At 54.3% G+C, this 12,630-nt stretch carries 8 protein-coding genes; all 8 read right to left on the bottom strand.

Annotated features, from left to right (window positions below; genetic code table 11):
- Positions 1-105: 105 nt before the first annotated feature.
- The 8 genes from HV311_RS03780 to tssK all read right to left on the bottom strand — a co-directional run bounded on the left by HV311_RS03780 (position 106) and on the right by tssK (position 12,628).
- Positions 106-2,037: a T6SS effector phospholipase Tle3 domain-containing protein gene (locus HV311_RS03780; protein ID WP_181633250.1), complete on the bottom strand. Its 1,932-nt coding sequence runs from the start codon at positions 2,035-2,037 to the stop codon at positions 106-108.
- Complete coding sequence (locus HV311_RS03775; protein WP_191220724.1) at positions 2,027-3,076, bottom strand: T6SS immunity protein Tli3 family protein; 1,050 nt, start codon at positions 3,074-3,076, stop codon at positions 2,027-2,029. The genes HV311_RS03780 and HV311_RS03775 overlap by 11 nt, the downstream gene beginning before the upstream one ends.
- A gap of 1 nt (position 3,077) precedes the next feature.
- On the bottom strand, positions 3,078-5,573 hold the full coding sequence (locus HV311_RS03770) for a type VI secretion system Vgr family protein (protein WP_191220723.1): 2,496 nt from the start codon (positions 5,571-5,573) through the stop codon (positions 3,078-3,080).
- Complete coding sequence (tssH, locus tag HV311_RS03765) at positions 5,570-8,224, bottom strand: type VI secretion system ATPase TssH (RefSeq protein WP_191220722.1); 2,655 nt, start codon at positions 8,222-8,224, stop codon at positions 5,570-5,572. The genes HV311_RS03770 and tssH overlap by 4 nt, the downstream gene beginning before the upstream one ends.
- A 174-nt stretch (positions 8,225-8,398) precedes the next feature.
- Entirely contained in the window at positions 8,399-8,890 is a 492-nt protein-coding gene (gene hcp, locus HV311_RS03760; RefSeq protein WP_016154476.1) for a type VI secretion system effector Hcp, read from the bottom strand.
- Between the two features lie 5 nt (positions 8,891-8,895).
- On the bottom strand, positions 8,896-10,605 hold the full coding sequence (locus tag HV311_RS03755) for an OmpA family protein (protein ID WP_181636280.1): 1,710 nt from the start codon (positions 10,603-10,605) through the stop codon (positions 8,896-8,898).
- Entirely contained in the window at positions 10,602-11,291 is a 690-nt protein-coding gene (gene tssL / locus HV311_RS03750; protein WP_191220721.1) for a type VI secretion system protein TssL, short form, read from the bottom strand. The genes HV311_RS03755 and tssL overlap by 4 nt, the downstream gene beginning before the upstream one ends.
- Positions 11,288-12,628, bottom strand: a complete 1,341-nt coding sequence (gene tssK / locus HV311_RS03745; RefSeq protein WP_053388769.1) for a type VI secretion system baseplate subunit TssK — start codon at positions 12,626-12,628, stop codon at positions 11,288-11,290. The genes tssL and tssK overlap by 4 nt, the downstream gene beginning before the upstream one ends.
- Between the last annotated feature and the right edge of the window lie 2 nt (positions 12,629-12,630).

The following is a 12,630-nucleotide window of genomic DNA, read 5'->3' as shown; positions in this document are numbered from 1 at the left end:
AGTTCAGTGACGTCGCGCCCGACGAATCTGGCACGCCTGCTTTTTATATGTATAAAAATGATCGTTACGTGTTCTTTCCCTGTACTGTAATCTACAAAAATATATTTATGCCTTATTTACAACTCTGTAAGCGGGTAACTTACGTTGCTCTGTATTAAACTCATCACCAACAGTATCCCGGCTAATTAAATCAGGCTCTGGCACTTTGTCAGGGATTCCACTAAAGAGATAGGGATCCTCCCCCTGTACCCAGTCAGCTTTTCGCCGTAAATCAGCCATAAATTCCTTATCCCAGGTTGCATCGCAATACCCAATCGGCAAATCATAAGCTACCACCTGCGACATGAAATCAGCACGCATTGGCAAAGTACTATGGTCCGTGGGCTGGGAAACGTAGGTTCTCAGGCGAGCATCTTTCTCTTCAAATGTTTCTTTGCGAGTCACGGGTACCAGTCGAGGCTCTGATTGTGTCCCCAAATTCTTAAAGCCAATCACAATATCCTGATTAGGGTAAAGATTAATGTAGTTGTCATAGGTATTGTCGTTTTTATTTTTTTTATCCGGGTTGAACTCTCCCCAGCCATCTATTTGCCTGGCGTCATGTTCCATCCCCACTCGTGTTACATCAAAATTTGCCAATTTAGTAGCATCAATAGGCTCCGGAACTTTTTCGGCATTAATAAAAACCGTTTGCCATTCTGGAGGATCCGGATAGGTGAAACTACTGCTTTGATACTGGTCGCCTTTATCATCCCAGAAAGGTTTTCCATCCGGCAATTTTGCAAAAGGCGTCACGGGATTTGGAGCTTCGCCACATGGAGTACTGCGAGCCAGCATCCGCTGAAATAAATTTCCCTGATGCTTTTTCAGCAGAGGATGAGGATGCCCCTGAGAATCATTGGGTAATCCCTGCCAGCCAATTGAGCGTAGCGGCCGTGATCCCATAACACGGTCATGAGGACAAAAGTAGATATAAGTGCGCCCGTGATTATCGCGTTCGGTAAGACTGGTACCATTTTCATCAGCAAGAGTGACATCAGGTCGCCAGTTTTTTTTATCTGCCGTTTGTCCGACACAAAGCCCTTCATAGCCCAGTGATGACAAATGATTTTTTCTGGAAGCGACCTTATCAACAATGGCAGACAATGTACTTTGCCTCCCTTTAGGTGAGATACATTCCTCTGCAGGAAGCGACGCACCATTGAGATCGTTGTGATCCAGTGCATAGGGGGAGTTAAGTACAAATAATGCATCAGGTGCTTGTTCAGCAATTGCTACGGCAGCCATTGCGACCATGGTTCCCTGACTGTGAGAAATAATGGTCACCGTATCTTTGGGATATTTATTACGAATACTGTCAACCATGTCTGCAAGGCGTTTGGCTGCATGCGCATAATATTTTCGCGGTGGCGCATTGGTTAACAGGCGATCTTTGTCTTCATTAAACCACTGGACTTTAATACCTGCAACGCTCTCTTTAAACCCTTTCTCACTCCATAAAGAATGTAGATTATTTGTACCGTTCTGGAATGGCCCCCCGCCCCAGAAAAATGGCCCCTGAGCAATAATGCTTTCATGAGAAACACCTTGCATTTTCAACTGATGATAATCAACGCCTTTCCTATTGGCTAACGGTATAACGTATTTATCTTCATTACCTTTAGGTGAGGAATACCCCCAATAGAATCTAATCACAGGAGAGTTTGATTCTTTTGTGTTTGTCGCATCTCTTTCAACTAATGGTGTAGTTGAAACCACAGAATCGCTTTTGTATTTATTCTTAATTAGAAGATATGGTTTTTCAAGGCCAAGCCGTTTATTTAAACCTACACATAGGCTTTCTTCAGCGCTCTCAAACCATTCTCCCGTTGAATTAACACCATGGACCAGTATAATAATCCCAGGTAAATGAGGTGGTAAATCACATCCACCTCTAACCTGACAATTCTTATGTGAAGGAAATGAACTCCAGGAAGGGTGTCCATTATCATCGAACTTACACTCAAGCTCTCGGATTGGCTCTTTGCTATTGCTCATTTTTCACTACCTCCCTTTTACCATATTTCGATATATAGATTATAGTTTTGGCTTTAACTTCATTATTGCATTGATAAGCTCTATCACTACCTTCATCAGATAATCGGGGGAACCCAATTCTATTTTTATAAACATCTCTTGTCATTTTTGTGGCTATATCAGATAGCTCATTTGCCAGTCTATTAGTTTCGTCATGCGATTTAGGCGGAATAGACTCCCTTGCATAGTCAAATATATTAAAACGCGGACCATAATCATTAGCATATGGTAGTTTTCTTCGAGACACTTCCTTCTTTATCCGTTTTTCAACTTCAATATCCATATCATTAAATACATTTATTAACTTACCGCTATTGCTATCGAAGCGAAATTTATTCACACCAGAAAGACCATCAGTATATCCATCACTATAAACTGGCTCTTTCTTGGACTCATCCCTTAGATAAACACCATCATTAGCCACTACCACTTTAAGCTTACTGAATCGTTCAGGGGTGTTGTACTCCTCAGCTATAATTTTATAGATAAAGGTTTTTCCATGATCTGCTGAAAAGAAGAAAAACACAGGACAACCTCTTTCTGACCTTCCGCTACCACAATATTGCCTGGTTGATGCACCGGGGAATGCCAGATAACCATTATCTGCACCATTAATAATGGTTCCCTGATAAGCCGCAACATTATTACCACGACGATATGAGAAATCATAAAAATCTGTATCCCATCCCAGTTGGGTTTTTATTTCCCTTTCAGTATCATTATAATAAACCTGCCCCCCCTTATCACAAGATATGTAGTTTTCCAGTGTCAGATATCGATTTTTATCTATGCGATAAATAATTTGAGTCGGCGCATCCGTTTCAACTTTTCGTGATTCTTCTACCTGTTGAGACCCGCTCATTCCTCCCAGACCGACCCCAAAACTGGCCCCCATTGATACACCAGCTAAAAACTGAAGTCCTTTATAAATGGCATACAGGAGCACACCAGTAATGGCTATAATTGTGAGTACTTTTCTGTCTGACTGATTCCATTTCATATTATTGCGCCTTAACCAGGGTAATGAGCATATTGTCGATAACATCAGATGAGTTCAGCGACGTCGCGCCCGACGAATCTGTAACACCGGAAACGACAGAACCATCTGGCATAGTGATTTTGTACGCCTTACCAGGTATCGGTTCTTTTGTTAGCGCATTTCTGACAACAAACTTCTCATCAAATGTTGCTGGCTCAAACGACTTCATTACCCCCTGCAGACTGCCAGAACCCGCTTTTTTGATACCGGTGTTTTTGATAAGCAGCTTACCTGGCCCGCCAATCTCAACATTCCCACCCTTAATTTTGATATATCCCCCCCCGCATATCAGCGTCAGTTCATCCTGCGCCGTCACGACCAGTTTCCTGCCACTCGAAATATGCGTGTCCTGTGTCGACCACGTGGTGATATTTCCCCCCTGAGCCTGAATATCAATATCGTTATGCGAGCTAAACAATTTTGCACCTTCACGGCTGTACAGGCTGAGTTGTTTACCCGCAGCCAGCGTGAAATCTTTCTGTGCTCCGACATCCAGTTGCTTACCTGCCGTCAGCGTCAGATTGTCACTGGCTGATACCTGCAAATCTTCGCCACTCACCAGCGCCATGCCTTTCGGCGCACTGCCCAGGATGACCTCTTCATGCAACTGCTCGATTTTTTGCTTCAGGAGTTTTTGCTGGCGGCCGATATCCGCTGCCAGCGCCTGAGCCTGTTGTGCGCTGGCCGCAAGAGATTCCATCTCCACTAATGCTGCTGAAAGCCGCGTGAGCGCAGGCTCCATATCAAGAACCTGCCCCTGCGCTTTCGCCTGCCCGTCCGCACTGATAAACAGCCCTTTCTGTGCCCGGATGGCTCCCCAGCTGTCGGTTCTGAGCTCAAAACCTTCACCGCGCTTCTGCTTCTCCGCATCCACTAAATGTCCGAGATTCAGCTGACTCTTGCCGCCGTACTCAGTGGAAACCTTGATATGCTCTTTCCCGCGCTCATCGTCGAGGCGGATTTTGTTGTTCGCCGGTGTGCGCAGGACGTTACGTTTGTAGTTGCGGATGGTGACGTGATCGCCGTGGGCCGAGTCGTGAAGTACGCCAGAAATGTACGGTCTGTCCGGGTTACCGTCCTCAAAGCCAATCGCCACTTCGGTGCCCGCCAGCAGCGGCAGGTGCAGGCCGTAGGTATCACCCGCATAAGGGCGGGACTGCCGTACCCACAGGCTCTCGAATCCAGTTTCCCAGTTATCACGGTCAAACAGCATGTTGACGCGATAGCGGCCATCTTTATCGATATGGCCGTAGGTATCGTTCTCGGTGGTGCTGGTGACGCGGGCCGGCAATGTGCCGGCCATCACCGGGCGTGAGCCAGGCTCAGGGCGGAAACTAAAATCAGTGCTGTCCGGGATGCCGTCGAACCTGACGCCGAAGTCTTCATCACGGCGCGCATGGCTGTGCATCGCTGTGACGACCACGCCCTGAGCAAACACCTCTGCCACTTCGTACCCGCCGGTGACTTTCAGCACCTGCCCAGGAGAGAGGGTCGGGCAGCTGGTGATGGCATGCGTCTGCGTCTGACCATTCAGGTAGCGCTCATGACGAATGCGGGAGTAGAACGCCCCCGATTCCGGCGCCGGATTGCGGTCGTATGCGCTGCCCGGCGTCAGATAATTGTCGGCATAGTGGTAGGCATCACCGTAGGTGGTGGCATCCCCGCGACTCGCATCGACCCGGGTGTTCATGTCTTCCGTCGCCTGACGGTAGTTGTAATCACGGGTGCTGACCTGCTTCTGCACCACGTTATGATGGCTCTCCATGCCCCAGACCGAGTCCACGCCTTTTGAATGCTGTCCTGATGGCGGAACCGATGGCAGCGTCAGGCCTTTTTCATACCCCTGCTGACCGTCATAAAACTCCACGACGTCGATGTTCAGGCGCGTATCAGTAGTAAACCGGAACCAGATGCCCACCTCACCCAACAGACGGGTAATAAAGTGCAGGTCATCCTCGCCGTACTGCATCACCTGCTCACGACGCGGGTACTCTTTTGAGAGTGAGAACAGAAAATCCTGACCGCGCATGTTGTGACGCTCGCGCAGAATTTTTTCCACGATTTGTGGGACCGACATGTCCTGATAAATGACGTTCTGATGCGAACGGTCAAGCAGCGCCAGGCGTGGCTGGAGCGTCAGGGCATAGTGGGTTTCATCCTTTGAGGTGTTGAGGCGTTCAAAGCCGCTCACCAAACCCTGAATCACCCGCACCGGCTGCTGCAGCTTAATGCCGTAACCCTGGTCAACCGGGGCCTGCAGCGTCAGGGAGGCCGCTTTCATCAACATCATTTCTTTGCTGATGGCATGGTTGCCGCTGGTGAACTCAATCCGGTAGCTGAACGGCGAGCTCAGGGCTTCATCGCCTTCAAACGCCAGCACATCGAGCTCTGCTGCACAGCCCTTCACCGCCAGCTGGTGATGGTTGTGGCTGAATCTGATCGGGGGATTACTGCTCATGCGTGCACTCCTTGTGTACGGTCAAACTCCAGCCCGATACCCTCTTCCTCACTCCAGCTAAGGCATAGCGACTGTGGTTTCTGTTTCGCAGACATGTGGGTCAGCAGTTGCTGGCTCAGCACCGGCAGAATTTGTTGATTGAGCAGACTGTCGACGTTACGCGCCCCGGTATCCGGAAGCAGGCAGGCGGCAGTCAGTGCGTCATACAGGCTCTCATCAATCTGCGTGGTCAGGCCGTAGTGACGGTTGAGGCGTTTGCTCACCTGCGCCAGCTTCATTTCCACGATGGTGCGCATCGCCGCTTCCGCTAGCGGACGATAAATCACGGTCTGGAAGCGGGCCAGCAGCGCAGGCTGGAAGTGGTCGCGCAGAGTCGGGCGCAGCAGTTCGTGCAGGTCGCCTTCGCTGGCCTCCGGCTGTTCGTCCAGCAACTGCATGAGGTGGTCGCTGCCGAGGTTCGAGGTCATCAGAATAACCGTGTTGCGGAAGTCGATTTCGCGCCCTTCGCCGTCGCGCATAAAGCCACGGTCGAAGACCTGGTAGAACAGGTTCATCACGTCGCGGTGCGCCTTTTCCACTTCATCGAGCAGCACCACGCTGTACGGACGCTTGCGGACCGCTTCGGTCAGAATGCCGCCCTGACCGTAGCCGACGTAGCCCGGCGGCGAGCCTTTCAGCTGGGACACCGTGTGCGGCTCCTGGTACTCGGACAGGTTGATGGTGATGAGTGACTTCTCGCCACCGTACAGCACATCCGCCAGCACCAGCGCGGTTTCAGTTTTGCCGACGCCACTTGGACCGACCAGCAGGAACACACCCTGCGGACCATTCTCTGACGTCAGCCCGGTCTTCGCCGCGCGCAAGCGCTGGGCGATAGCGTTGAGTGCCACGTCCTGACCCACCACGCGTTTGCTGATTTCATTTTCCAGGGTCAGCAGCTCAGTCTGCTCGTCTTTCATCAGGGAAGAGAGCGGCACACCGGTCCAGTCGGCAATCACATTGGCGACGGTGCGGACGTCCACATCCACCGACAGCAGCGGGTTGCTGTGCTGTATGCCGTTCAGCGCCTGTTGCAGCGCGTGCGTCTCACTCTGACGGGAGATGTCCTGGCGGCTTTCCAGCAGTTGTTCGGTGAGTTTCAGCTCCTCGCCGTACCGGGCTTCCAGTTCGTCAAGTTCAGCGATAAGGTCCTTCTCTTCCTGCTCAATGGCGGTCAGGCGTTCGCCGTGGCTCTGATTGCCGACTGCGATATCTTCCAGCAGCGCCTGCTTCTCTATGTCCAGCGAGGTCATCAGCGCGCGAATACGGGTCAGCGGCTCCGGCACGGTGTCGAGGCTCATGCGCACGCGGGCTGCGGCTGTATCGAGTAAATCGACGGCCTTGTCCGGTAGCTGGCGTCCGGTCAGATAACGGCGGGACAGCGTGACGGCGGCGCGTACCGCATCGTCAGTAATATGCACGCCATGGTGTTCGGCATAGCGTGATTTCAGACCACGCAGCATCAGGCAGGCCGTATCGTCATCCGGCTCGTCGACTTTCACCATCTGGAAGCGGCGCTCAAGAGCCGCATCACGTTCAAAATATTGTTTGTATTCAGACCAGGTGGTGGCGGCGATGGTGCGCAGTTCACCGCGCGCCAGCGCCGGTTTCAGCAGGTTGGCCGCATCCGCGCCGCCCGCCTGGTTGCCCGCGCCGATAATGGTGTGTGCTTCATCGATAAACAGCAGAATGGGCACCGGCGATTGTTGTACCGCATCAATGACATTTTTCAGGCGCTGTTCGAATTCACCTTTCACGCCAGCCCCTGCCTGCAGCAGGCCGAGGTCAAGGGTGCGCAGTACAACAGGCTTGAGCGATTCCGGCACGTTACCCTCAGAGATTCGTAGCGCCAGGCCTTCCACCAGCGCGGTTTTGCCGACGCCCGGTTCACCGACCAGGATCGGATTGTTTTTGCGACGCCGCGAGAGAATGTCAACCATCTGGCGGATTTCAGTGTCGCGACCGAATACCGGGTCAATCTTGCCCTCTTTCGCTTTAGCAGTGACGTCGAGCGTGAATTTATCCAGCGCGTTTTGCAGCGCCGGGGTCAGTTCCCCCTCTTTTACCTCCGCGCCGACAGGACGCCCGACGAACTCCACTTCTCCACCATGGCTCTTTGCCAGTTCGGCTTCCTGCTGTACTTCCGGGCGTTCATCGGACTGCGCGTCGAGCAGCGGGCGCAGGCGTTCCAGTTGGCTCTGCCCCAGGGTCAGCAAAGGCCACAGACCATCACAGCGAGCAAGTCGTGGATTTTCCGTCAGCGCCATCAGCAGGTGTTGGCTTCGGATACTTTCCTCTCCGGCAAGTGAGGCCTGCATCCAGGCTTCCTGCATCAGCTTCTGAATATCCGCGGATAGCTGCGGGCGGCTGCGAACCGAACGCGGTTGATTATCCAGCCAGCCGAGCAACGCCTGCCACAGTGCATCCATATCCCACTCGTAGCGGCGTGCCAGCACCGTCAGGTCACCTTCCCCCTGTTCTAGCAGCTTCAGCAGCCAGTGCTCCGGCAAAATTTCCGCATGGGCGCGGGTCTGACAGAGCGAAGCCGCCCCTTCCATCGCACGGGCACAGTAAGGGTTCAGACGTCGCAACAGGATGGCTGGATTTTCCATGAATCTCTCTCTTTGTCGGTTCCTGGACACGCTACCGCCCATCGCTGTTTTCCGTGAAGGGGACCAAAGCGCATACGGTCAGGCTGGCAGTTTGTGGTTTTCTTTGCTGAAAACCCGTTTCAGACAGGCTCTCAGCAAAAAAAATGCGGACAGGAAACCCTGTCCGCATCAGGCTTACGCGGTGGCGCGTTCGTTCCAGGAATCGGAATGAATGATGTTGCCGTCTTTGTAAGTCCAGGTGATTTTTTCGTAGCGCAACTCAATCTGCTCCAGATGGTTGTGCTTTTCGTAGGAAGGATCCTTGATGTCGTGCATCACCGGATTCACCTTCACCACCTTCACGTTCTCAAGCTTCGTGTTGAAGTACTCAACTTCCTGACCCGCGTCGTTGATTTTGTACCACTTGAATTCCGCAGACTTGAGGGTCTGACCGGTAGTCACAGCCTTGTACAGGTACGGGCTGGACGAGTCGATTTCCTTGGTGAACAGGAACGGGGTGTGGATACGGGTACCGGTCAGCTTGCCGGTGTTGTTATCGGTCGGGATGTACAGGTTATGCTCCTGAGCGACAACTTCGATGCTGCCTTCACGATCCTGAACGTCCACAGAACCTTTAATGTCCGCGCCGCCGTCGTCTTTAAGCCAAAGATAAACAGGAATTGCCATGTGATTTACTCCATTACAGTTTTATCTGCGCCATCATCCGATGACGCCTGGGGATTGCCCGGTATCTGACAGGCATCGGCCTGCGGTACCAGACTGATTTCGACACGACGGTTAAGTGCGCGCCCTTCCGGGGTGTCGTTCGTTGCGATCGGGCGGCTTTCGCCATAGCCCTGCACCGCAAAACAGCTTTCCGGTACATCACCGGTATCACGCATCCAGTTGCGCACCGCTTCGGCACGCTTAAGTGAAAGCGTCTGGTTCAGTTTTGGATTGCCGGTGTTGTCGGTGTGACCTGACACCACAATCAGCCAGCCCGGTTTAGCTTTGATGCCAACCAGGGAGGTCACCAGCATTTTGGTGGAGCCCGGCTTGAGGTCGGATTTACCGGAATCGAACAGCGACATGCTGTCGAGGCGGACAATTTTCGGTACCGGTTTGGGTTTCGGCTGTGGTTCAGGCGGCGGAAGTGGAGGCACCCAGGAACGGATCGCATCCAGCACAGGCATTCGCAGACGCTCCCCCTGATACAGACCGAGCCCCATCCGCACCGGTACGCCATTGCGCGCCCAATCATTCAGCTCTGCCGCATCGTCACGCAGGACAGCAACGGCATCGGCTTTGGGTCCGAAATCATGCATCGGGATACGGTCATAGCGGGCAATATCGAAGCTCACACGCTGCAGCAGTTGGCGATTGTTCCAGCCACTACTGAGCAGCGCAGCAATGGCCGCCAGCGTGAAAATCCCGAGCGCACAACGGAAGGCTCGCCCACGCGGCGTCAGGCCTCGCCCTTCGGGCAGCAGTGGCAGGATAAAATCCGGGAAGGGAGAGATAACCGTACTGTCCGTTCCTACCGGCTGCCAGCCCGCTACCTGCTGCATCGCAGTGTGACGGGAAAGCCACGCAGTCCAGGCAGATGTGGCCAGACTTCCGGCAAGGATCGGTCCCATTCCCCACAGCACCGCGGTAGGCGCAATGACAGGAACGTCGGGGTTCTTATCCATAAAGACAGCTTTGACGTGCTGATGGAACCAGCTCATCAGGCTGTTCATCAACACCTGTTGCTGCATCGCAGGCGACCCACCGGTGGTAACCCATGTAGCGATTGAACTCGGCGCTGAAGATTCACGCCAGACCCTCACCCCTTCCCCCGGGATAGCCGCCTGCCAGAGCAGATCATTCGTCATCGCGCTGCCAACCTGACCATTCAGAACCAGCGGCACGGAATGCCCGGTTTCTTTACGCAACTGGCTGATTTGCCAGCGCAAGGCCAGCAGACGGCTGGTAAGGCGCTCGCTGTCGGCGTGTTTCTGTGGACAGACGCTGACCATCACCGACAGCTGGCGACCCCAGTCAGGTCGCAACCACAGTACCTGGCGGGCTGCCTGCTCCAGATCCTGATGATCCTCCACGCGGATCCAGCATCCCTGCGTGACAGTGAGCACCGGTGACTGCTGCATACATGCCAGCGGCAGATCGCCACAGACCAACACCACGGGCTGACGATAAGTGGCTTCCGGGAGGTCATCCAGACGCAGGGTGACGTCATGCTCCGCACGACGACTGGCGACATACCAGAACGCCAGGATAAGCCCCAGCATCGCCAACAGAACAAGCACAGAAACCAGTCGGGACACCGGCAGGAAACCCAAGCAGACCACTGCACTCAGCTGGGCGGCCCACAACGCAAGCCCGCGCTGTTGTTCAGGACTCATTTCACGGCTCCCGGTAGCAGGGTCAGCAGCGTCTGATCCAACCAGTGATCCAGTCCCCACCAGAGTGCGGCGACTACCATCACGCTCAGGCCGATACGCACGGGCCATGACGCCAGCCAACCACCCATTCCTCGTCCGGTACGGCTTTCTGCCAGTATCGGGTGAGCCTGCGGATAGCTGAACGGCGTGACATGTTCACTGAGCGCGTTGACGAGTTTCTGGCGCTCCGGATCGTTCAGCGAGCGGAAACTGCCGAGAAACCCCAGCATCATGACCCGCTGGAAGCAGGTCACAACAGCGTGGTCGGGCGCCGGTTCACGCAGCACATCGCGCATCCGATCGCACAGCGTATCACCGGCATCCATGGTGCCAAGGAAGTGCCCCTGCAGAGGAATGTCATACCACTGCAGGCAGGCATCATCCTCCACACCGCGACCTTTGACGGCTTCATCAAGCAGCGCACACTGTGCAGTGAGAATATGCTGACAGCTGGCTTCATCGAGTTCGCCCGCTTTCAGCTCACGCTGCACGCGTTCGACATCAGCAATGCAGCGCTCCCAAAACGTGCGCCCTTCTCCATCCTGAAACTTCGGACCGTGACGCAGGCTGATCACCTGCAGCCAGGTGTCCTGCAGCAGGGCATCAATATCAATCGACGCAGCAGTGCTGCGTTTAGGCTCACTCATGTTCTCAGTACCGCAAAGAGTTCAAGTTCAAGCTCGCCGAGCATGCCCGGAACGTAAAACATACAGGTGCCGCCCTGAAGCATTTCGCTGGCCAGAGGATGAGAGACATCGAGGCTGAAATACTGGTTTTCCAGACGCAGTGGGATGGCGGCCGGCACATGACGCAGGGGCATCAGGGGCACACCCACCCGTGATGAATTGACGATACTCCTGACATGATCCGGACTGCCGACCTTGCACTGGCGCGGGAACTGTTCCTGCAGCTGTGCCACCGGTATCGGTGAACGCACGGAGAGGTAGTAATCCGCCCCTTCGCGCAGGCGTGGGTCATGCAGACGGGCCTGCCAGAAGTGAAGCCGGGCATCATGCTCAAGCTCGATCGCTACCACCCGCGACGGCAGGCTGGCTTCCAGCAGGTCGCCCAGCAGGTCAAAGAGCGGCGGGAAGACGTTATTCAGTTGCTCATGCTGCCAGACAGGAATAGCACTCACCTGGTGTTCCAGCGAGAAGGTCAGCAGACTGCCCGCGAGCCTTGCCAGCTCCGGATACAGACGCTCCGGCGGACTTTGCGGGTGTCGCTGAAACTGTCCGAGCACGGGTTCTGCGCTGTTCAGGGCATTGAGCAACCAGAACAGAGACACGTCAGCCACGGCAAAATCGGCCATGCGCTCGTTACTTTCACGACGCATGTCCATCAGGCGACTCAGACGGGCACGCAGTTGCATCATCAGCTGTTCCAGCTGGGTCACCAGCCAGCGGCTACCCTGCAGAGCCAGCAGTGGCGGAAGAAAGGTTTCATCGAGTGCCCAGCTCCCCTGTGAATCCTGCTGTAGACGGGCGACCGGACAGGTCAGGTAATCACTGTTGTTCTGATGGGCGAAACGCAGAGTCAGCTCGGGCTGCATCACCGCAATCTGACGGGTATCGTCCCCAAAGGCGTTACGGACATCCCGCCAGCGCTGGCGATAACGCACAGGGCGCTCGGCCACCTCATCGGGTTTAAGACAGTTGCCGCCATTTGCCCGCAGTAGCGGAAGCGCCAGAACCACCGCCACTTCCTGTGATTCGCCCTCAAGCGCCAGCACCGGCGGCAGGGAGTCGGCATTATCCGTGTCGATAAGCGTGCCGTCGGGGAAACGGATGTGCAGATGACGGGCCTGCAGGCGGCCCAGTTTCAGTGCATCCGGTTCGAAAGTGGCATCAATCATCCCCCAGGGATGGGAGAGGCCCAGTCGGGCAATGCATTCCGCAGACCAGGCCGCGTATGCGGCCTGTTGCTGGAAGTGCTGGGGAGAGACCATAACGCCCCTGCCCCATAACGGTTGTTCCGTTTTCATTG

The sequence above is a fragment of the Citrobacter sp. RHBSTW-00881 genome (assembly GCF_013728515.1).
In the GTDB taxonomy this organism is placed as follows: domain Bacteria; phylum Pseudomonadota; class Gammaproteobacteria; order Enterobacterales; family Enterobacteriaceae; genus Citrobacter; species Citrobacter braakii.
Note: the sequence above shows the minus strand (reverse complement) of the source record. Positions and strands in the feature narration are given on the sequence as shown.